The sequence below is a fragment of the Tenacibaculum holothuriorum genome, assembly GCF_002120225.1.
GTDB classification, from domain to species: Bacteria; Bacteroidota; Bacteroidia; order Flavobacteriales; family Flavobacteriaceae; genus Polaribacter; species Polaribacter holothuriorum.
Genome location: NZ_LAPZ01000005.1, coordinates 36,735 through 57,870, shown reverse-complemented (window position 1 = coordinate 57,870; position 21,136 = coordinate 36,735). Strand labels below are relative to the sequence as shown.

Annotated in this window: 19 protein-coding genes; 11 read left to right on the top strand and 8 right to left on the bottom strand. The window is 31.5% G+C overall.

All coding sequences use genetic code 11. The features are described 5' to 3' along the window. Nucleotides 1-3 precede the first annotated feature (3 nt). Nucleotides 4-657: an orotate phosphoribosyltransferase gene (gene pyrE / locus WH52_RS07735; protein WP_086030381.1), complete on the bottom strand. Its 654-nt coding sequence runs from the start codon at nt 655-657 to the stop codon at nt 4-6. A 7-nt stretch (nt 658-664) separates the two neighbouring features. Between pyrE and WH52_RS07730 the strand changes: the two genes are divergently transcribed. The 3 genes from WH52_RS07730 (at nt 665) to WH52_RS07720 (ending at nt 3,791) form a co-directional block, all read left to right on the top strand. After that, nucleotides 665-1,264 (top strand): NUDIX hydrolase, encoded by a 600-nt coding sequence (locus WH52_RS07730; RefSeq protein WP_086030380.1) that lies wholly within the window; start codon nt 665-667, stop codon nt 1,262-1,264. Between the two features lie 138 nt (nt 1,265-1,402). Then, nucleotides 1,403-3,307: a molecular chaperone DnaK gene (dnaK, locus tag WH52_RS07725; protein WP_086030379.1), complete on the top strand. Its 1,905-nt coding sequence runs from the start codon at nt 1,403-1,405 to the stop codon at nt 3,305-3,307. A gap of 61 nt (nt 3,308-3,368) precedes the next feature. Then, complete coding sequence (locus WH52_RS07720; protein WP_086030378.1) at nt 3,369-3,791, top strand: secondary thiamine-phosphate synthase enzyme YjbQ; 423 nt, start codon at nt 3,369-3,371, stop codon at nt 3,789-3,791. A gap of 68 nt (nt 3,792-3,859) precedes the next feature. Here the strand turns inward: WH52_RS07720 and WH52_RS07715 are convergent, their stop codons facing one another. From WH52_RS07715 to WH52_RS07695, 5 genes are all read right to left on the bottom strand, one after another. Then, nucleotides 3,860-8,716 carry a DNA repair ATPase gene (locus tag WH52_RS07715; RefSeq protein WP_086030377.1) on the bottom strand — a complete coding sequence of 1,619 codons (4,857 nt, stop codon included), beginning with the start codon at nt 8,714-8,716 and terminating at the stop codon, nt 3,860-3,862. Nucleotides 8,717-8,856: 140 nt separating this feature from the next. Continuing rightward, nucleotides 8,857-10,899, bottom strand: coding sequence for a flotillin family protein (locus WH52_RS07710; RefSeq protein WP_394335049.1), 2,043 nt, complete (start codon nt 10,897-10,899; stop codon nt 8,857-8,859). A 63-nt stretch (nt 10,900-10,962) separates the two neighbouring features. Next, nucleotides 10,963-11,661: an OB-fold-containig protein gene (locus WH52_RS07705; RefSeq protein WP_086030375.1), complete on the bottom strand. Its 699-nt coding sequence runs from the start codon at nt 11,659-11,661 to the stop codon at nt 10,963-10,965. A gap of 6 nt (nt 11,662-11,667) precedes the next feature. After that, nucleotides 11,668-12,384, bottom strand: coding sequence for a PspA/IM30 family protein (locus WH52_RS07700; RefSeq protein WP_086030374.1), 717 nt, complete (start codon nt 12,382-12,384; stop codon nt 11,668-11,670). 12 nt (nt 12,385-12,396) lie between these two features. Further along, entirely contained in the window at nt 12,397-12,792 is a 396-nt protein-coding gene (locus tag WH52_RS07695) for a type III secretion system chaperone family protein (protein WP_086030373.1), read from the bottom strand. A gap of 210 nt (nt 12,793-13,002) precedes the next feature. Here WH52_RS07695 and WH52_RS07690 point away from each other — a divergent pair, with 210 nt between their 5' ends. Genes WH52_RS07690 through WH52_RS07675 form a run of 4 tightly spaced genes read left to right on the top strand, consistent with a single transcriptional unit; the run spans nt 13,003 to nt 16,561 of the window. After that, the gene (locus WH52_RS07690; protein ID WP_086030372.1) at nt 13,003-13,758 is read left to right on the top strand and encodes a helix-turn-helix domain-containing protein; all 756 of its coding nucleotides are present in this window, start codon (nt 13,003-13,005) and stop codon (nt 13,756-13,758) included. 54 nt (nt 13,759-13,812) lie between these two features. Then, complete coding sequence (locus WH52_RS07685) at nt 13,813-14,310, top strand: hypothetical protein (RefSeq protein ID WP_158091363.1); 498 nt, start codon at nt 13,813-13,815, stop codon at nt 14,308-14,310. A gap of 26 nt (nt 14,311-14,336) precedes the next feature. Then, nucleotides 14,337-15,638, top strand: a complete 1,302-nt coding sequence (locus WH52_RS07680; protein WP_086030370.1) for an NAD(P)/FAD-dependent oxidoreductase — start codon at nt 14,337-14,339, stop codon at nt 15,636-15,638. Beyond that, a complete protein-coding gene (locus WH52_RS07675) occupies nt 15,638-16,561 on the top strand; it encodes an AraC family transcriptional regulator (RefSeq protein ID WP_086030369.1) in 924 nt (307 codons plus the stop codon). Before WH52_RS07680 ends, WH52_RS07675 begins: the two co-directional genes overlap by 1 nt. A 32-nt stretch (nt 16,562-16,593) precedes the next feature. Here WH52_RS07675 and WH52_RS07670 read toward each other — a convergent pair whose 3' ends face one another. After that, nucleotides 16,594-17,298, bottom strand: a complete 705-nt coding sequence (locus WH52_RS07670) for an SIMPL domain-containing protein (RefSeq protein WP_086030368.1) — start codon at nt 17,296-17,298, stop codon at nt 16,594-16,596. A 12-nt stretch (nt 17,299-17,310) separates the two neighbouring features. Then, entirely contained in the window at nt 17,311-17,829 is a 519-nt protein-coding gene (locus WH52_RS07665) for a flavodoxin family protein (protein WP_086030367.1), read from the bottom strand. A 128-nt stretch (nt 17,830-17,957) separates the two neighbouring features. On the opposite strand from WH52_RS07665, the gene WH52_RS07660 reads away from it, so the two are divergent. The 4 genes from WH52_RS07660 (at nt 17,958) to WH52_RS07645 (ending at nt 21,135) form a co-directional block, all read left to right on the top strand. Continuing rightward, the gene (locus tag WH52_RS07660) at nt 17,958-18,812 is read left to right on the top strand and encodes a PPK2 family polyphosphate kinase (protein WP_086030366.1); all 855 of its coding nucleotides are present in this window, start codon (nt 17,958-17,960) and stop codon (nt 18,810-18,812) included. 26 nt (nt 18,813-18,838) lie between these two features. Beyond that, a complete protein-coding gene (locus WH52_RS07655; RefSeq protein ID WP_086030365.1) occupies nt 18,839-19,669 on the top strand; it encodes a 3'-5' exonuclease in 831 nt (276 codons plus the stop codon). A gap of 68 nt (nt 19,670-19,737) precedes the next feature. Beyond that, entirely contained in the window at nt 19,738-20,637 is a 900-nt protein-coding gene (locus WH52_RS07650; protein ID WP_086030364.1) for a carboxypeptidase-like regulatory domain-containing protein, read from the top strand. Between the two features lie 12 nt (nt 20,638-20,649). Further along, on the top strand, nt 20,650-21,135 hold the full coding sequence (locus WH52_RS07645) for an ABC transporter ATPase (RefSeq protein WP_086030363.1): 486 nt from the start codon (nt 20,650-20,652) through the stop codon (nt 21,133-21,135). Nucleotide 21,136 lies beyond the last annotated feature (1 nt).

Below are 21,136 nucleotides of genomic sequence, written 5' to 3'. Positions count from 1 at the left end.
TATTTAAGATTCTGTATTTTGTTTCCAAGTGCTTGGTGATACTCTCCAATCTTCTAATAAACGAAGTTCTTCACTTGTAATATATTTACTATCTAGAGCTTGTTCTAGTAATGTTTCGTAGTTACTTAAGGTAGTAAGTTCTACATGTTTTTCTTCGAAATTTTGTGTAGCTACATCAAAACCGTAAGAAAATATAGCAACCATTCCTTTTACTGTAGCATTTCCTTCTTTTAAAGCCTGTACAGCATTTAAACTACTTTTACCAGTGCTAATTAAGTCTTCTATAACCACCACATTTTGACCACTTTCTAAGTGACCTTCAATTTGGTTTTTTCGCCCATGCTTTTTAGGTTCTGGTCTAACATACACAAAAGGTACGCCAAGTTCTTGTGCAACCAACACTCCTATAGCAATAGCTCCAGTGGCAACACCAGCAATTACATCTGGTTTTCCGTGTTTTTCTTCAACTAATTTAGCAATTTCTTCTTTTAAAAAGTTTCTAACTGGTGGATAAGATAAAGTGATTCTATTATCACAATATATTGGAGATTTCCATCCAGAAGCCCAAGTAAATGGCGATTGTGGGCTTAATTTTATTGCTTTTATTTGTAAAAGAAGTTCAGCAGTTTTTTTTGCCGTATCTTTGTTAAAATCCATACCGCAAATGTATAAAGTTTTTGTGAATGATAAGCCTATTATTTTAACCTCTTCGTTAAAAAAAGAAGAAGCTTTTCCTACTTACATCTATAAAACTACTTCATTAGATGAGATAATTTACAAATTGCGATTAGGAAAACACAAGGGCATACATTTATACAGTACAAGTTTAGAGAAAGATTGGACTGACTTTAAAAACGCCTTTAAAACAATTTCTGCAGCTGGTGGATTGGTGCTAAATAATCAAAATGAGATCTTATTCATTTATAGAGGAACTAAATGGGATTTACCTAAAGGTAGAATTGAAAAAGGAGAGTCTATTGAAGAAACTGCTATCCGAGAAGTAGAAGAAGAGTGCGGTATTACCAATGTTAGTATTGATCAATTTTTAATAACTACCTATCATTTATTTCTTCAACAAGGAGAACACCGTTTAAAAGAAACACATTGGTATTTAATGAATTCTACATACAAAGGAGAGCTAACTCCTCAGTTAGAAGAAGGAATTACCGATGTAGCTTTTAAAAATGAAAAAGATACTATTGAAGCTTTAGGTAACACCTACGCAAATATAAGATTGGTACATGATAGTTATAAAAATGTCTGATTTTGTGACACTCTGTCATTAAAATAATCTTCTTTTTTTCTTTTTCTGTCAAAATTCCTACGAAAATTTGTTGGCACACACTTTGACTAATTCAAACCGTAAATTTGAATTAAAAACTTAAAAGTATAAATAAAGATTATGAGTAAAATTATAGGAATAGATTTAGGAACTACGAATTCATGTGTTTCTGTAATGGAAGGAAATGAACCAGTGGTAATTCCTAATGCAGAAGGAAAAAGAACTACGCCATCTATCGTGGCATTTGTAGAAGGTGGAGAGCGTAAAGTAGGTGATCCTGCTAAAAGACAAGCAGTAACAAACCCAACTAAAACAGTTTATTCGATTAAGCGTTTTATGGGGAATAAATTTTCTGAGTCTGAAAAGGAAGCAGGAAGAGTACCATATAAAGTAGTAAAAGGAGACAATGATACTCCTCGTGTTGATATCGATGGTCGTTTATATACTCCACAAGAGATTTCAGCAATGGTATTACAAAAAATGAAAAAAACTGCTGAAGATTACTTAGGACAAGATGTTGCAGAAGCAGTAATTACTGTACCTGCATATTTTAACGATGCTCAACGTCAAGCTACTAAAGAAGCAGGTGAGATTGCAGGATTAAAAGTTCGTCGTATTATTAACGAACCAACTGCTGCAGCGTTAGCATACGGTTTAGATAAAGCAGATTCTGATAAGAAAATTGTAGTATTTGATTTTGGTGGAGGTACACACGATGTTTCTATCTTAGAATTAGGAGATGGAGTATTTGAAGTATTAGCTACTGATGGAGATACTCACTTAGGTGGAGATGATGTAGATGAGAAAATCATTAACTGGTTAGCAGACGAGTTTAATGCTGAAGAAAACATGGATTTACGTAAAGATCCTATGGCATTACAACGTTTAAAAGAAGCTGCTGAAAAAGCTAAGATTGAATTATCTAGTACTACTTCAACTGAGATTAATTTACCATATATTACAGCTACAGCTTCAGGGCCTAAGCACTTAGTTAGATCTTTAAGTAGAGCTAAGTTTGAGCAGTTAATCGATGATTTAGTAAAGCGCACTATCGAACCATGTATGACAGCTTTAAAGAATGCAGATTTATCTACATCTGATATTGACGAAGTAATCTTAGTGGGAGGTTCTACTCGTATTCCTGCAATCCAGGAAGCTGTTGAGAAGTTCTTTGGAAAAGCACCAAGTAAAGGTGTGAATCCAGATGAGGTAGTATCTTTAGGAGCTGCTATTCAAGGTGGAGTTTTAACTGGTGATGTAAAGGATGTATTATTATTAGATGTTACTCCTTTATCATTAGGTATTGAAACTATGGGGAATGTATTTACTAAGTTAATTGAGGCGAATACTACAATTCCAACAAAGAAATCTCAAGTGTTCTCTACAGCAGTAGATAACCAACCATCAGTAGATATTCATGTATTACAAGGTGAAAGAGCGATGGCTGCAGATAACAAAACTATTGGACGTTTCCAATTAACAGATATTCCACCAGCACAAAGAGGTGTTCCTCAAATCGAAGTAACTTTTGATATTGATGCAAACGGAATTATCAAAGTATCGGCAGTAGATAAAGCAACAGGTAAATCTCAAGATATTCGTATTGAAGCTTCATCGGGATTATCTGACGAAGAAATTCAAAAGATGAAAGCAGAAGCGGAAGCAAATGCAGATGCAGATGCAAAAGCTAAAGAAACTGCAGAGAAAATTAATGGAGCAGATTCTATGATTTTTCAAACTGAAAAGCAATTGAAAGAGTTTGGTGATAAGTTATCAGCAGATAAAAAAGAGCCAATTGAAGCTGCTTTAGAAGAATTAAAAAAAGCTCACGAGTCTAAAGATTTAGCTGCTATTGATGCTGCAATGGAGAAAATTAATGAAGCATGGAAAGTAGCTTCAGAAGAAATGTATGCTGCACAGCAACAAGCAGGAGCAAACGGAGCAGGAACTGAGCAACAAGCTCAAGGGAATGCTTCTTCTGAAAGCGATAACGTTGAAGATGTAGACTTCGAGGAAGTTAAATAATCTTTAAAGACATATAGATTAAAAGCCACCTATTCTTAGGTGGTTTTTTTATTTTTGAAACATGAAATTTTATCAGAAGGAAATTCAGTTACCAGCACATACAAGAGGTTATCATTTAATAACCGATGTTTTAATAGAAGCTATTCCAGAGCTATCAGAAATTAAAACAGGACAATTTCAAGCATTTATTAAGCACACTTCTGCAAGCTTAACTATAAATGAAAATGCAGATCCAACAGTACGTATGGATTTTGAAACACATATCAATAATATGATCCCTGAGAATATGCCGTATTATAAGCATGATTATGAGGGAGTAGATGATATGCCAGCACATATTAAAAGTTCTATGTTAGGATGCCAGGTACAAATTCCTATTACAGATGGAAGGTTGAGTTTAGGGACTTGGCAAGGAATTTATTTAGGAGAACATCGTAACTATGGAGGTAGAAGGAAGATCGTAATTACTGTTTTTGGAGAATAAAACATCAAAAAAGAAAACCTACTTCTTAAAAATAAAAGTAGGTTTATAAGTGTTATGAATAAGAGGTTTTATTTCTCTAATCCTTTCTGTAAAACAGATTTTATTCCTTCTAAATTCTCTGTAAAAGCCATCATCTGACTTAGAATTTGTGCCATTTCATTTTTGTTTCCTAAACCATTTAGTTTATTGTTTTTTACAAAAATCTTCTTAATGTCATCCCATCGGGTTTGCTCTTCTTCCGATAAAGAACTAATCAATTCTTTGTACTTCAAAAGATTTGCTTCAGCCGCTGAGGTTAAAGTTTGTGATTCACTTTCGTAATGAGATAATAACAAACGTTCTAATTCATCATGATTCATAATCGGAACAACTTTAGCCACCAATTTATTCATGTCACGATAAGAACCTTGTAGTTTAAAAGAAGGTTCCGTTCTGTAATTATCTTCCATTGCAGCAGATTGAATATAGGTTTGATTTACTTTTAAAATAGTATCTCGAACCGTAATTACTTTTTCAAGAACAGCAGTATAATCTTGCACTTCTTGTTTGGTGTGATTTCCTTTTAGGTTAACCTCTTGCGTATTGTTTTCAACTTTATCAATCAAGGCATATACATCTTCAAAATATTTACTACTTAATTGATGTAACACTGGATTTGAAGTTAATGAGTTCTCTATTAAGCTTAGCTTAAATAGATGTTCCGTATCTCCAATGATATCTCCTAAATTGTAAATGTCAGCCCTGTTGGCAAGCATGTCTGGTATTTGGAATCGATCTCCACTTTCGGTATACGGGTTTCCTGCCATAATTACACAGAATTTCTTACCACGTAAATCATAGGTTTTAGATTTTCCGTTGTAAATACCTTCAATCTTTCTTGTTCCATCAGAAAGAGAAATGAATTTTTGTAAAAACTCTGGATTACAATGTTGAATATCATCAAGATATAACATTACATTGTCTCCCATTTCAAAAGCTAAGTTTAGCTTTTTTAATTCTTCTCTAGATGCTGAGTTGTTTGCAGACATTGGGTCAACAGAAGTTACTTCATGACCAATAGCTGGACCATTGATTTTCATAAATACCAGCCCTAATCGATTTGAGATATATTCCATCAAGGTAGTTTTACCATACCCTGGAGGGGAAATTAATAACAACATTCCCATTCGATCGGTACGTTTATTATCGCCGACAGTTCCCAACTGTTTTGCTAGGTTATCTCCAATTAAAGGGAAATACACTTGGTCAATTAACTTATTTCTCACAAAAGAAGAAAGTACTCGAGGTTTGAATTCTTCGAGTTTTAAATCTTCTTTTAACTCTTCTGTAACTTGCTGTTTTGCTTCTCTATATTGAATAAAGTTCGGTACTTCGTTTTGATTAAAGTGTGTTAGCTCTTTAATGAATTGATGATAATCGAATTCTATTGAGTTTTCAGTAATGGTTGGGTGGTTTCCTTTTAAACCTTGTAAGGTTTGTTTAGGATGTACATTAACGGGATGTAAAGCAGATAAATCTTCAAATAACAATAGTACAACCACTTCATGAATGTATTCAACATCGCTAGGCGTCTTTTCTATGATATAAGAGCTTACCCATTGTTTTGCCAGTTGAATTTTGTCTGTATAGGCTTCTAATTTTTGAACTCCTAATTTGAACTTATGAAGCGCATCTTGTCTGTCTAAGGTTTTTATAAATGTTTCCTTTAAAGTCAATGCTTCACTACTGGTATGGAAGGTGTTGTCACTTCTTAACTCATTGAATAAATACTTAGCAATTGTTTGCGATTGCTCTGTAGAAAAAAGTTGTGTTTTTTCTGAAAATGCATTCAAAGCGGCTGTCAAATCATCAATAATAAAATCATAAGCAGTACTGTTAGGAAACACTGCTAAAACTTCACCAGAAGCTTTGATGGAATTATTATAGACACTCTTTTGCTCTTCTGTTAAAGAGTTCCAGAAATACTGAGCAAATGCTCTCGTATTGGGAGTAAAGGTTAGTAAACCTAATTCATGGTGTTTGTGTACTAACAGATGTAATATTTTAGCGGCATCTACATCGTGAACTCCTTTTACATATCCTTCTGCATATGAATTACTACTTTCTTTTTGTATTAAAGCTAATAAATCTTCTTCTGTTAGGTTGATGAGCTCTTCTTCTTTGAATTTTTTAAATAATTTAAAAGCTAAATAAGAAGATCTATACACTGTGTCGTTTTCAGAAACTAGCTCTTGGTTCCAGTATTTTTTTGAATTTAGTAAGACTTCGTTCGAAACTTCTTCATAGAAATCAGTTCCTGTAAGGTGATAGTATAATTGCTCATTTTTATAAACAATCGTTAAGTCTAATATTTGTCTGTTTACACCAAACTTATGTTGTCCTAATTTAATTACATTTTCACCATCTTCATATAATTCTTGTTTGTCTTTTAACTTTCTAAGAGCATCTTCTTTGGCAACCTTTAATTGCGTTTCAATGGCCTCAGCTTTACCAATATCATCTAGTTCTTTTAACTGACTAATGATGTCTCTTACTTTGTTAATCATTAGGTCAGCAGCAAAGTATCCATTGATGTCTTCATTAGAATTAAAGCTCAATGCTTTTTTACGAACACCTTTTAAAATTCTTTCTGAAGCAGTTTGTAAAGCAACAGTTTTCTTATTCCTTTTTTCAATTAAGCTATTCTTTCTATTGTCAAAAGCTGCATGAACCTCTTCTCTTTTTTCAATAATTTGAACAATAAACTCTTCAAAGTCGGCAAACTTACCTTCTAATTCTTCAAGTTGAATAGCTGTTTTGGTTAAGAACTCGTCACATTTTTCTGGAGTATTGGCAATATCAATATAGTTGATGATACTCTGGTCAATTAATTTTAATTGCGCATTAAAATCAGCTTTAGCTTCTTTACTACCTAAACTTTTAATACTGTTTTTAATTCCAGATTTTAATTGGTTTAGTGTAGCAAATATCAAAGAAATATTGTCAATAATCTTTGTAGATTGAGAAGTGTCTTCGATTTCTAAATTGGAAACAATATCAATTAACATCTCTAAATCAGATGTAATTTGATTCACTTCTTTTTCTAAAGATTTGGCATCAATTACCTTTTTAATGTTAGGTAATGCGGCTTGTTTTTCTGCAACTCTATTGTGATAAGGTTCTAAAGCCTTATCGTTTAAAAGAAATTGAACACAACGCTTAGAAATAAGGTTGTTTTGCTCAGCAACTTGCTCTTCTAATTCTTTTAAAAGGTCTGCATTTATATAACGAATATCATGTAAGCTAATTACTTCTCCACGTAAGGTGCGAAGTTGGTTTAAAAGCACTACAAAATCATCAATAGATTTAAAAGAGGTACTTTTAATTTTACCAAATAATTCTTCTGATTTCGTATTGATATTCTTGGTCTCCTTTTCAGCCTGTTTTTTTAACTGAACAACTTTCTCAAACTCTTCAATAGCGGCATTGGCAGCTTCGTTAATTTGAGCAATTGGAAGGTTTAATTGAGAAGTTTCTTTTTCTGGTAACCAATAATAAGTGTCGTTTATATCTTTAGATATTTTGGCAATATCATTGTATAAACCTGTATAATTATCTTCTTTGTTTAATAGGTTGATTAATTCGTGACACTCAGCCATGGCACGAACAATGTCTTTGTTTCCTATTTTATATAACAAACTATCTTCATGCTGAGAAGGCATAAAATCTCCTTTTAAATACGGAGTTTGCCAAATCTGAACAACATGGTGTTTGGTTTGTTCGTTTTCTGTTTTAAAATAACAAAGCTCTCCATTTTGTAATACGGTAAAACCATTACAAATAATAGGAGTTTTAACTTCTTGTTCTATGATATTGTAAGACATTAAAATATACAAACCACGAATGGTTGCATAGAAAACGTATAAAAAATCTTCTCCGTTTGGAGAGATTATTTTTTCTTGAAACTTTACTTCTTTAGCATCGTTTTCAAAAAGCTTGTATTCTCCAGTTTGAAGGTAGTATCCGTTTGGGAATATAATACCATGATCATCTGGTAACTGAACCGCAGTGTCTTTAATACTATCAATTTTTTGAACTTCTTGAAGTTTATGATTGTATACAAAGTATCGTGCAGGTTCTTGAAATGGTTTTACTTCTAGGGTAATTAGGTTTCCTAAATTACCATAACGAAATTGTCCATCATCTAAGGTTTGATCTATATGTTCAACAGGCTCCGCAAGAATTCCTCTTCCTTCATCTGTGTTATCTTCAATTTTAATGGTTAAGTCTCCACCAATAGTTTCTACAAAAACTTTGTCTAAAATAGAAACATGAGAATAGGTACCATATCGGTGCATGTCTCGAGTTACCTCTTGCCATTTAAACTCATGTTGGGTAGGAAACTTATATTCATGTTCACTACGATTGTCTATATACCGTAAACTTCCTTCATTAATCAACCATTTAAAAGCTTTGATATCGCTTTTGTTTTCGCTTAATTGAAAAACCATGTACAAGTAGTTTCCAATAATGGCAAACTTTGAGAAAATGGTATTTCGGTAATATTTATAGAGGTTAGTGAAATCGTCTATAAAAACAGGGTCGTTTAATAAATCTAAAGACTGAATTTGAAAGTGTTGCTCTTTAAATTCATAGATACTAAACACATCCGATAATTTAATGTCGGTTCTTAATCCAAAGTGAACGTTATATCCGAAAATAGAAATGTTTCCTAAAGACACAATATCTCTAGCAATACAGTTGTTTTCGGTGTTGATTCTATCGTTAGCAATTAATTTGGTTTCTATAGCCCCAAAAACATGTTTTCTGTCTTCATTTAGCTTATGCAATCGTTCTTGTAGGTCTTGCTTTTGTTTTTGCAATCTACCTTGAATGATTTCATAAGTACCGCCGTCTAATTGCTGCGCATTGTTTTGGTTTTCCATGTACTTTTAAAAGTGTAGTTGGTTTTTAAATAAATAGAAACAATAAATAAGAAGGTGAAATAGAATACACCTTGAATTATTTATTAAATAATATAGAAAACAAAGAGTTTATCAAACATGATAAACTCTTTGTGTGGTTGTTATGATAATTTTTTATCAGATAAACCTAGTCCTTTAGCAAGATTAAATAAATTGCTAAAAAGATTTTCATCACTTGAGTTTGTAGCTTTACCTCTTAAATCGATTAAAAGATTTGCGACTGTTAAGTTTTTAATATCCTCTGTAGAAATTCCATATTTGGTAGCAAAGTCTTTCACTTTGTCTAATAAGTTTCCTTTTACATCGTCGCTTCCTAAGATAGCATCTTTTACATCTTGAATATTATCACTATGTTGTACTAATCTATCAAATCCTTTTGCTTTGGTAATTTGCCCAATGATTTGATCGAAGAACATTGTTTCTCCACCAACAATATCAATATTAGCAGCTTTTAATGCATCACCGATAACTTGTGCTTGTGCATCTGCAATATCTTTTTGAATGTTGATTTGAGCTAAGTCTACTTGTAATTCTTTTTCTAAACGTAGCTTAAATTCTTCATGTTCTTTACCAACACCATCAAGTTTCTTCATAGCTTCAGCTTTCTCTTCGATTCCAGCTGCATCAGCTAATGCTTTTTCTTTGATTACATCTGCTTCTGCCATTCCTTCTTTCTTGATAGCATCTGCTTTTGCTTCGATTCCAGCTGCTTCAGCTTTTGCTTTCTTTTCAATGATTAATGCATCTACTAATCCTTGTCTTTCACTAGCATCAGCTTTCGCATGCATTACTTGAGCTTCAGATAAACCAATTGTAGCTTCTTCTTTCGCTTTAGCTTCCGCTAATGTTTTACGAGCTTCTGCTTCTTTTTCGCTAGCTTCTTTTTGCGCTTGAGCTTCAATATTGATTTCTTCTGCTTTTTGCTTTGCTGCTTCTTTTTGCGCTTCTGCATCTTTGATAGTCTTGATTAAAGACTCTTCGGCATCAGCTTCTGCAATAGTTATTTTTACTTGCTTTTCACGTTCTGCTGTTTTGAAAGCTTCAATATCTTTCATGTTTTCTTGCTCTTCAACCACACCTTTTTCTAACATTACTCTATCTCGAATAACATCTTGTATGTTTTTCTTTTCAACTTCAACAACTTTTTCTTTTTCAATTTGAGCCAATGTTACAATACGTTCACGTTCTGTAGCTTCTAATGCTCTGTCTTTTTCTACACGTTCTGTTTCAACTGCCTCTGTACGTATTTTATTTTTCTCAGCAACAATAATTTGACGTTGCATATTTTCTTCTGCTACTTGAATTTTCTCTTCGGTTGCAATGCGAGCGCTTTCGGATTTTAAACGTTCTTCTTCAGCGACTTTTAAAGTTTCTGCTTCTTCACGAGATTTTATGTTAGCGATTTCTCTTTTTTGTTGCTCTTCTTTTTCAGCTAATTGCTTGTCTAATTCTAAAATAGCTTCTCTTGCTTCAACATCTTGTTTGCGAATGGTTTTTTCTTCGTCACGCTTAATTAAATTAGATTTTACGTTTTGAGCAGCAGTTAATTCAGTAATTTTCTTAATACCTTCTGCATCTAAAATATTATCAGCTTTTAAGAATTGTACAGGAGTTTGCTCTAAGTAATCAATAGCACAATCTTCTAATGTATATCCGTTTAAATCTCTACCAATTTCGTTAATAATTTCATCTCTAAATTCACTTCTAGATTCATATAATTCGACAAATTCGAATTTTTTACCTACCGTTTTTAAGGCTTCTGAGAATTTTGCTTCAAATAGGTCATTTAAAGTGTCAATATGTGATGCTCTTTCACAACCAATTGTTTGAGCTACTTCAATAATGGCTTCTTTAGATTTATTAACTCTTACGAAGAAAGCTACTTTAATATCTGCACGCATGTTATCTTTACAGATAAGTCCGTCGCTTTCTAAACGCTGAATTTCAATTTTCTTTACAGAGATATCCATCACTTCAACTTTGTGAAGTACAGGAATTACATACATTCCTTTGTCGAAAGCAACTGCTGTACCGCCAAAACCTGTTTTGACTAAGGCTTCTCCTTGTGGAATTTTCTTATAGAAAAGTGCAATAAAAATTACAAAAAGGAACACAAGTGATACTAGACCACCTACGACTAACATAACTATTGATGATGTTAGATTTGATGCGGCTAAATTTAATAGCGAATAGTTCATAGTTTGTTTTTATTTATATAGTTGAATGTAATAGTATTTTTTATCGTCAGATTCTTTGATGATTAATATTTCTTTACCAGATTCTATAGAACTTCCGTCTAAAGATCGGGCGTAAATATTTATAGGGTCGTTGTTTACAAATAGTTTCACACTGCCTAATTTATTACCTGAAATATTAGATAATAATTCTCCTTTTCTTCCAATTAAATCTAACGCACTAACCCCTTTTCTTTCTAGCTTTTTAAAGACTGCTTTAAAAGGAGTGGTGAAGATTTTGTTTAGAATTAATGCAGGTATAATAGCTGCAAAAAAGAATATTAATCCGAAAGAATTATCGTAACTACCAGTTAAGTATGTACTGATTACTGTTATTGCCCACCAAAAGAATATCCATGAGGTAAACGTAAATAAGAATGGTAATTCAGCAAAGTTGAAATAAATAAGAAGTACTTGCCACCATTTTAGTTCTTTTCTTTTATTACGAACAATAGTTTCGTTCTTTAGTTCGATGTTAGAAACATCTTCTAAATCTAAACCAGAAGCGTCGAAAGAAGCATCTGTGTCAAAATCTGCATCAATATCAAAGTCCATGTCAAAATCAAGATCTAAACCGAAAAGCATGGTTACAAATCTATAGGCTGCTAAAAGTATTAGCAGTATTGTTAATGGTGCATTAATTGTAGAAAAAACTAAATCGTGTAAAGTCATATCGTATTATGCTTTCGAGTCGTTATTTAATCCTAATTGTTCTTTTAATTTAGCCAAATCATTTTCGGCATTACTTTCTTTTAAATCTAAAGCAGAGTTTAATTCATCATCAATTGTTTTTGTTGAATTAGCAATATCTCCATAAGCTTCTGCTAGGGCTTCTTCTTGAGCTACCTTATCTTTCATACGCTCTAATAAAGAAACAGTGCTGCTGCTGTCTAACTCAGCCATTTGTTTGTTTAAGTTTTTAGTAGCTTTAGATACTTTAACTCTTGCTTTTAATGTTTTTAGCTCATTTTCCCACTTATTGATATTGTTCTTAATTTCTTGAACATTTTTTTCTAATTGAGCTACAGAACTGTCTAATTTTTCTGCTTCAATTTTTGTTCTTGAAATTTCTTGAGATGCTTCTTCTTTTTTCATTAAAGCTTCTTTAGCTAAACGGTCTGCTTCATTCATTTCTAACTCTTTATTTTGAGCTTTTTTTAGAATAAGCATTGCTTTTTGCTGATAATCTTCTGCTTTAGAAGTATAAGATTCTATATCGTTTTTTGCACGAATAGCTAAGGCTTTTATTTGCGCAAGAGATTCAAGGCTTTTTTCTAAGTCTGAACGTAAGTCTCTAATACCTTGCTCTGTTAATTTAATAGGATCCTCCATTTTATCAATAGCAGAATTAGCTTCTGCTTGCCCTATTTTAAATAAGCGTTTAAAAATATTCATAATCTATTTTTTTTAATATTTTGAAAAAGTAATAATCTGGTCAGAGTATTCACTTAATAAAAGACTTAAAGAATTTAAACTAGCTTCTAACTCGTTTAAATCTAAGTTTTCTAACTGTAATGTGTCTCTAAAAATAACACGACTGCCTGTTTCATCTAAAACAAATGCTCCGTGGATAATGTCTCTGTTTTTTTGAAGTAAGCTTTTAAAAACTTCTTCGCTTGGTTTGTTTATTTTAAAAATGAATTGCTCCATAATTAAAATAGGATAAGCTACACCTATAATTAGGTTTTTAATACCAAAGTTTTCTTTTTCAATAACTAAAACTCCGTCTTTCTCATTCTCTTTAACAATGTTAAAGTTTAGTTTTTGTAAAAAATCTCTGGTTTTTGTGTAGTGTGAATTCATTAGCAATTAAATTAGTTATAGTTAATCATTTTCTTTAGCACTTCAATATTACAAAAAAGTTTGTAAAAAGCAGGCTGTAATGTATAGTGTAAAATGTATCATAATATAGTTTTTTATCTAAAAAAATTAGTTGTTTTAAAAAGTATTAGCTAATATTGTTAGCGTAAAGATACAAAATAAAATTTATTTTGCAAATAAAATTAGCAACACATGTCTTTTTTTGGTAAAAATATAAAGAAAATAAGAGGAGTTAAAGGCTTGAGTCAACAGGCTTTTGCAGAGTTGTTTGACTTGAAAAGGGCTACGTTAGGGGCTTATGAAGAGGGGAGGAGTGAACCGAAGATAGAAACGATTATTAAGATTGCTAATTATTTTAGCATATCGATTGATGAGTTGTTAACTTCAGAATTAACAGTAAACGATTTGTTGCGTTTTAAAGGAAACCTTGCATTAGAAGCTGATAAAATATTTAAAGAAGTTTTTGCAAAGATACCTTGTATTACGGATAATTTTATATCAGATTATATAGAATTGTTTGATAAGGATAATTTTATATCAGATTTACCGTACTTAAAATTACCTATAAATACAGAAAAGAAATTTAGAGGTTATACAGTAACGAATTTAGAGATGACAAATCACGATAAAGGTTTGTATCCAAAAGACATAGTAATTGGTGAGTTTGTTCCTAATGATGTAATTAAGAAATTAAATGCAGGTGTGGTTGTTTTGGCTTTGGTAAAAGATGAATTAGTATTGAGGAGACTTTATATGGAGAATGACGAATTGGTGCTTAGAGCTGATCATAAAAATATTGAAGATAAAAGATATGATATTAAAGAGGTAAAAGAACTATGGAGAATACGATATGTGTTTTTTAAAAGGTTGCCAGAATTTAATGACTTGTTAGAAGAAAAACTATTGTTTTTAGAACAAGAATTTGTAAAACTTAAAAAACGATTGTAGTTGAAAGAATATCACAAATTCAATTTTTACAAATACACTTACTGTGAGTTTGAAATGCAGAAGATAGATTTCTTTAAAGATATGAAAGCGCATTTTCAAAGTAAGTCAGGAAGCTACTATTATTATACAAATGAGGGTGTTTTTCGATATTCTAATCACTGGGGAAGAGTTGCTAACTGTCGTTGGAAGATTAAAGGAATAGAAGAATATAAAAATCAAAATTACTATGTTGGTTTTGCAAATTGGAATGATTTTTATCCACTAAATTCTTTTGATAAAGTATTTTATATAGCAGTTGATTATCAGAATGAACAAGCTAAGATTTGCAGAGTTCAAGATGAAAACACAGAGGATTTATTTTTAATGACTTCAGAAATAGCTCATCAAAAATTAAAAAATATACGAGAAGTTTTTAAAGATGCTAAATGGATGACTTATATGAATGAGGATGTTAGCATAATTCAAAAAAAGGTTATCGCAGAGTTGATTTCAACTCATAAAACTTTACAAAAGATTAAGTTAGAACTTCGTAGAAACAGTACACTTTCGTAAATTTGTCTTTCCTAAATTTTCGGTAAATGAATATACCTCAAACCAGTTTTCCTCGAATTGTAATCGTGGGTGGAGGCTTTGCAGGATTAGCAGCAGCAAGAGCGTTAGAAAATCAAGAATTGCAAGTTGTTTTAATCGATAAACATAATTATCACACATTTCAACCTTTATTATATCAAGTGGCAACAGGGGGGTTAGAACCCGATAGTATCGCGTTTCCGTTACGTAAACGATTTAACGATGTAGAAAATTTTTACTTCCGTTTAGCAGAAGTTACAAAAGTTAATTCAGAAGAAAACCTGTTAGAAACTACTATTGGAAGTTTAGAATATGATGAACTGATTATAGCAACAGGATCTACTACTAATTTCTTCGGAAACAAAAGTATAGAGAAGTATGCTATGGAGATGAAGTCGGTTCCACAAGCATTAAATATTCGAAGTTTAGTATTAGAAAATTTTGAAGAAGCACTCTTGGAAACCAATTTAGAAAAGCGATTAGCTTTAATGAATTTCGTGATTGTTGGAGGTGGTCCAACGGGAGTAGAATTAGCAGGTGCTTTGGCAGAAATGAAAAAAGGAATTTTACCAAAAGATTATCCAGATTTAGATATTCGTCAGATGAAAATTAATTTGATTCAAAGTTCTGGAGAATTACTAAAAGGAATGAGTAATGGCGCTTCTCAAAAAGCAGAGGATTTCTTAATAAAATTAGGAGTAGATGTATGGAAAAACCTTCGCGTATTAAACTATGACGGAGAAACAGTAACTACCAATGGAGAAGATCACTTTAAAACAGCTACTGTAATTTGGGCAGCAGGAGTAAAAGGAGATACAATTGATGGTTTAACCACTGAATGTACTGTAGAAAGAGCAAACCGATTTAAGGTAGATAGATTTAGTAAAGTTGAGGGATATGAAAATATCTATGCAGTTGGTGATGTAGCTTGTATGAAAACAGAAAAGTATGAGTACGGGCATCCAATGATGGCACAACCAGCAATTCAACAAGGAAGGTTGATGGGAAAAAATTTGGTAGCAAAATATACAGGGAAAAAGCAAAAATCGTTTGAATATAACGATAAAGGCTCTATGGCTACTATTGGAAGAAATAAAGCTGTGGTAGATTTACCAAAATGGAAATTTCAAGGAGTGTTTGCTTGGTTTGTATGGATGTTTGTGCATTTATTTTCACTAATTGGTTTTAGAAATAAAGTAATTGTTTTTATGAATTGGGTGTATAATTATATCCGTTTCGATAGAGAAACCCGCTTAATTATTCGTCCATATAAAAAGAAAAATAAGTTTTCCTTTGCTTCGGATGAATAATGGAGAAAGGAGTGGGAATATCAAGTCAAATAGTAAATAGAATCTCAAAAGCAATTTATTTTATTCAAGATAATTTGAATGAAAAATTGTCTTTAGATGAGGTTGCTAGCAAAGCACATTTTTCACCATATCATTTTCACAGACTTTTTAAAATTGTAACTAAAGAAACAGTAAACGATTTTATTGTTAGAAAAAGAGTTGAGAAAGCAGCTTCCTTTTTATTACACAAGAAAGATTTGAATATTACCGATATTTCTGAGAAAACAGGTTTTAGTAGTTTGTCTTCTTTTTCAAGAGCATTTAAAAAATTTTACGGATTGTCTCCTGCTGAATTTAGAAAAGAAAGTCCTGCAAAGTATAGCAAGATTTGTAAAACAGAAAGCAAGAATGGAGAAATAAAGACTCAGTTCGAGCAATACATTTGTAACGTAAATAACAATTTAAAATGGATGCAAATGAATGCGAAAACAGAGGTTAAAAATATACCAGAATTAAAATTAGCTTATATCGCCCACCAAGGAAAAATGGATGCAATCGGAGGAGTTTATAACAGATTAATGCAATGGGCTTATCCAAAAGGATTAATGCAGCAAGAAGATTTGAGAATGGTAACTATTTATCATGATAGCCCTAAAATTACCGATCCTGATAAAATAAGAATGAGTGCTTGTATGACTTTAAGTACTGATGTAAAAGCAGATGGTGAAGTTGGTGTAAAAACTCAATTAGAAACAAAATGTGTTGTAGCTCGTTTAGAAATTCATCCTAAAGATTTTCAGCAAGCATGGGAAAGTAATTTTGTGTGGATGAGTGAACATGGTTTCAAAAGAGCAGATAAAGATCCGTTTGGTATTTATTATAACAATCCAAATGAACATCCAGAAGGAAAATGTATTGTAGATTTATGTATTCCAGTAGAATAAAAAAGAGCTGTTTTTTAACAGCTCTTTTTTATTTAATTTTTTAAGAAATAAGTAACAGTGGTTACAACTCTTACTATTTTAATATCTGGTGTATTTACGTCTCTATCATTAATCGTAAATAAGCCTTGTTGAGCTGTTTTAATTTTTCCTACTGATGAGTTACTGTCTTTAGCAAACTTCTCAGCAACTTCTTTAGCTTTCTTGGTAGCTTCTTCAATCATTTGTGGTTTGATTGAATTCAAATCAGTAAAAATAAATTCAATAGGTCTCCATGTGTTTTTTGAATTGATTAAAACTCCTTGAGAAGCTAAATTGATAGATTCTTTTTGGGCTGCTTTAATTTTCTTTAAATCGGTAGTTCTTAGAGTAACTTCAGTTTTTGCTAAATAACGGAAGTTTTGTCTGTTGTTTCCATATAAGTTCGCTTGGGCATCTGTAATATTGGTGTTTCCAAGAGTTATTTCGTTTTCAGAAAAACCTTTAGATAAGAAAAAGTTTTTTACAGTCTTTTTTTGAGAATCGATATCGGTTTTTAAATCACTTAAACTATTGTTAGTAAACGTAATTTCCATTGGCCAAACAGCTAAATCTGCTTTTACTTCTTTTTCAGCTAAACCTTTTACAGTAACTTTTCTGTTGTTTTTTAAAGCTTTCCAATGTGAGTTTCCAATGAAGTATCCTGCAAACACTAAAGCCATTGCAAGTAGTGAGGTTTTTGCCCAGTCTAAATTTTTCATGATTAATGAGTTTTAATTGTTTAATAAAACTGATTTAAAGGTATCAATTTTTTCTTTGGCTTCAGGGGCAATATCTGTGCCATTTTTATCAAGCCAAGTATGAATATCTCCAAGATAATTCATGCCTAAATAATTGGCGCTTTCTATAAATGGCATATTAAAACCATTACGTAAATCATTTTCTCCAGAATTACTAATCATAGCCATATTTTTTCCTCTTAGTTTTCTTCCTAATTCTTTTTTGTAGTGTAATAAATCAGAAAGTCTATCGAAAAAAACTTTCATAATTCCGCTCATAGAATACCAATAAACAGGAGTGGCAAAAACAATAGTGTCGTAATTGTTTATAATATCTTCAGCAAGAGAAATAAAATCGTCTTCAGCATTAGAAAAATCATATTCAAAATGACCGATGTTTTTTGTTTTTAAATCAATAACATCAAAATCACTGTTTTTATTTAACTCAGAAATTATTTTTTGAGTATTTCCATAACTTTTAGAGCTTCCTTGTAATATAATTGTTTTGTTCATCGTATTGTTTTTAATGTTAAAATTCGAAATTATTTGTCAGGATATTTTGAAAAAGCGATTGTAAAAATTGATAGGCTAAAAGAAAAAAACTATGCTATTTTTTCTATCTTTAACTTTTTATAAAGAATATGGAATTAAGAAAATATAAAGTTTCGGAGGGTATTCGTTTAAAAGAAGTTGATACTCACGAGTTCATCGAAGATGCTGAAAAGAAGCTAAAGAAAATCCGTAAGAAAATTGCCGATTTGCAAGATACAATGTACGCTGAAGGAAAATATAGTGTACTTATTTGTTTGCAAGGAATGGATACTTCAGGAAAAGATAGTTTGGTGCGAGAAGTTTTTAAACAATGTAATGTTAGAGGAGTAGAAGTACATAGTTTTAAAGTGCCTACTGAGTTGGAATTAAAACATGATTTTTTATGGCGCCATTATATTGCTTTACCAGCTAAAGGTAAAGTAGGAGTTTTTAATAGAACGCACTACGAAAATGTATTGGTAACGAGAGTACATCCAGAATATGTTTTTGGAGAAAATATACCAACAGTAAAAAGTTTAGATGATTTAAATGATGAATTTTATCATGGAAGAATGGATAGGATTAATCAGTTTGAAAAGCATATTTCAGATAACGGAACAATTGTGTTGAAGTTTTTCTTAAACCTATCGAAAGAAGAGCAAAAAAATAGATTGTTAAGACGTTTGAATATTCCAGAGAAAAACTGGAAATTTTCTTCAGGAGATTTAAAAGAACGTAAGTTGTGGGATAAGTATCAAACATGTTATGAAGATTTACTAAATAGAACCTCTACTTACTATGCGCCTTGGTATGTTGTGCCTGCCGATGATAAACCTACAGCTAGGTATATTGTGGCAAAAACAATTTTTGAAGAATTGAAAAAATACGGTTTTAAAGAGCCTACATTAGCAGAAAAAGATTTAGAAAAATTAAACGAGTTTAAAAACGAATTAAATAACGAATAAAAGGTTGTAACCTTCATAAAAACATAATGGAATTAAATTTAACAAAGCCAATTGTATTTTTCGATTTAGAAACTACAGGAATTAGTATAGCAACAGACAGAATTGTTGAAATTTCAATTTTAAAAGTATTTCCAAACGGAAATAAAGAAAGTAAAACATGGTTGGTAAACCCAGAAATTGAAATTCCAGCAGAAGCTACAGCAGTTCACGGTATTACAAACGAAAAAGTAGTGACAGAACCTACTTTTAAAGAATTGGCACCACAGATAAATGAAATGATTGCAAATGCCGATTTAGCAGGGTTTAATTCTAACAGGTTTGATATTCCTTTATTAGCTGAAGAATTATTACGTGTAGGTATCGATTTTGATATGGATAACCGAAAAGCGATTGATGTTCAAGTAATTTTTCATAAAAAAGAACAAAGAACATTAAGTGCTGGGTATCAATTTTACTGCGGAAAAACTCTTGAAGATGCGCATTCTGCAGAAGCTGATACTTTAGCGACTTATGAGATATTAAAAGCTCAGTTAGATAAGTACGATGATATTGAAAATTCGGTGGATGCTTTAAGTGAATTTTCGTCTCATACGAAAAGAGCAGATTTTGCTGGTTTTATTTTGTTTAATGAAGATGGGCAAGAAATTTTCTCGTTCGGTAAGTACAAAGGAAGAACAGTAGAGGAGGTTTTAAAAGAAAATCCTGGGTATAACTCTTGGATGCAAAATGCCGATTTTCCGTTATATACAAAAAAAGTACTTCGTTTAATTAAAGAACGAATGTCAAAAGCTAAAACTTCTAATATGAGTGATGAAGAAAAGTTAAAAGCATTACAACAAAAATTCAATTTAAGATAGCTTAAAAATTAACAACAGCTTAAGAACTCTTATAATCAGTAATTTTTACATTCGTTAAAAATTAGGTTATGAGAGTTTTTTTATTTTTATTGATATCGTTTTCAATTCAATCGCAAACAATTTTATTAAAGGGGAAATTAATAGGTGAAGTTTCAAAAGAACCTGTAGTGTATGCTAATATTAGTTTTTTAGAAAAAAATAAAGGTATTTCATCTGATGAAGAAGGAAGCTTTTCGTTAGAGATTGATAAGGAATTACTTCAAGAAAGAGTTCATATTTCATGTTTAAATTATAATGATACTATAGTTTTAGCATCTGATTTACAAAACAAAATACTAAAACTTAAACCTAAGAATATTGAATTAGAAGAAGTAGTTTTAACTAAGAAAGTAGAAAGAGAGTTTGTAGTTGATAAATATCGTAGAAAGGATATAAAAAGTGGTTTTGGGGCTAGACAAAGAAATCCATGGATAGTTACTAAATATTTTAAGCCAAACAAAAAGCATGAAAATACTCCTTATGTAAAAAATGTAATAGTTTATTTTACTTCGATAACAGGTAGAAGAAAATCTAAATTTAGGATAAGATTATTTAAAATAGATTCGATTACAGGTAATCCTTCTGACGATATAATTAAAGAAAATATTATTGCTCATTCTAGAGTGAGAGATGGTAAAGTAGAAATAGATGTTTCTAAATACAATATTGAGTTTCCAGAAGAAGGTTTTTTTGTAGGGCTTGAAAGGTTGCATATACCATTTAATTTTTATGAGTATTCTTATACAATGGAAGGGAAAGGGAGAAAGAAATATGTAGCTAAAGCTGTATCACCAACCTTTGGGGCTGCATATACAAAAGATACTATAAGAATTTTTTCTAAAGGAAAATGGAGGAAGTATTTTTATCCGAAAGAATTTTATAAAGGAAATTCCATACAACCAGCAATTTCATTAACTTTGAGTAACTAAAGAATTACTGTAATGTTTACACAATATAAAGAATTACCAAACGAATCTAGAGTTTGGGTTTATCAGGCAGATAGAGAGTTTACCCAAGAAGAAATAGAGCATGTTTCAGCCAAAGCATTGTTGTTTATAGAGAATTGGACACGTCATGGGGATGATTTAAAAGGATCGTTTACAATTAAGTACAATCAGTTTTTAGTGCTGGCTGTAGATGAAGGGTTTAATAATGTTTCAGGATGTTCTATAGATGCTTCTGTGCGTTTTGTTCAAGAACTTGAAAAAGAACTTCAAGTAGATTTAATGGATAAAATGAATGTGTCTTTTAAAGACGGTGAAAATATAAACATCGTAAAGTTGACAGATTTTCAAAAGTTTGCTAAAGACAAAAAAATAACTTCAGAAACCATTGTGTTTAATAACATGGTAGCTACAAAAGCCGATTTTGAAACTATTTGGGAAGTTCCAGCAAGTAAAAGTTGGCATAAACGTTTTTTGGTATAAG

Bases quoted from the DNA above. Each gene is read 5' to 3' on its own strand.
- pyrE (WP_086030381.1), bottom strand. From the start codon at position 657: ATGGATTTTAACAAAGATACGGCAAAAAAAACTGCTGAACTTCTTTTA.
- dnaK (WP_086030379.1), top strand. From the start codon at position 1,403: ATGAGTAAAATTATAGGAATAGATTTAGGAACTACGAATTCATGTGTT.
- WH52_RS07700 (WP_086030374.1), bottom strand. From the start codon at position 12,384: ATGAATATTTTTAAACGCTTATTTAAAATAGGGCAAGCAGAAGCTAAT.
- WH52_RS07720 (WP_086030378.1), top strand. From the start codon at position 3,369: ATGAAATTTTATCAGAAGGAAATTCAGTTACCAGCACATACAAGAGGT.
- WH52_RS07710 (WP_394335049.1), bottom strand. From the start codon at position 10,899: ATGTTAGTCGTAGGTGGTCTAGTATCACTTGTGTTCCTTTTTGTAATT.
- WH52_RS07685 (WP_158091363.1), top strand. From the start codon at position 13,813: ATGCAGAAGATAGATTTCTTTAAAGATATGAAAGCGCATTTTCAAAGT.
- WH52_RS07690 (WP_086030372.1), top strand. From the start codon at position 13,003: ATGTCTTTTTTTGGTAAAAATATAAAGAAAATAAGAGGAGTTAAAGGC.
- WH52_RS07670 (WP_086030368.1), bottom strand. From the start codon at position 17,298: ATGAAAAATTTAGACTGGGCAAAAACCTCACTACTTGCAATGGCTTTA.
- WH52_RS07695 (WP_086030373.1), bottom strand. From the start codon at position 12,792: ATGAATTCACACTACACAAAAACCAGAGATTTTTTACAAAAACTAAAC.
- WH52_RS07715 (WP_086030377.1), bottom strand. From the start codon at position 8,716: ATGGAAAACCAAAACAATGCGCAGCAATTAGACGGCGGTACTTATGAA.
- WH52_RS07660 (WP_086030366.1), top strand. From the start codon at position 17,958: ATGGAATTAAGAAAATATAAAGTTTCGGAGGGTATTCGTTTAAAAGAA.
- WH52_RS07705 (WP_086030375.1), bottom strand. From the start codon at position 11,661: ATGACTTTACACGATTTAGTTTTTTCTACAATTAATGCACCATTAACA.
- WH52_RS07645 (WP_086030363.1), top strand. From the start codon at position 20,650: ATGTTTACACAATATAAAGAATTACCAAACGAATCTAGAGTTTGGGTT.
- WH52_RS07650 (WP_086030364.1), top strand. From the start codon at position 19,738: ATGAGAGTTTTTTTATTTTTATTGATATCGTTTTCAATTCAATCGCAA.
- WH52_RS07680 (WP_086030370.1), top strand. From the start codon at position 14,337: ATGAATATACCTCAAACCAGTTTTCCTCGAATTGTAATCGTGGGTGGA.
- WH52_RS07665 (WP_086030367.1), bottom strand. From the start codon at position 17,829: ATGAACAAAACAATTATATTACAAGGAAGCTCTAAAAGTTATGGAAAT.
- WH52_RS07675 (WP_086030369.1), top strand. From the start codon at position 15,638: ATGGAGAAAGGAGTGGGAATATCAAGTCAAATAGTAAATAGAATCTCA.
- WH52_RS07730 (WP_086030380.1), top strand. From the start codon at position 665: ATGTATAAAGTTTTTGTGAATGATAAGCCTATTATTTTAACCTCTTCG.
- WH52_RS07655 (WP_086030365.1), top strand. From the start codon at position 18,839: ATGGAATTAAATTTAACAAAGCCAATTGTATTTTTCGATTTAGAAACT.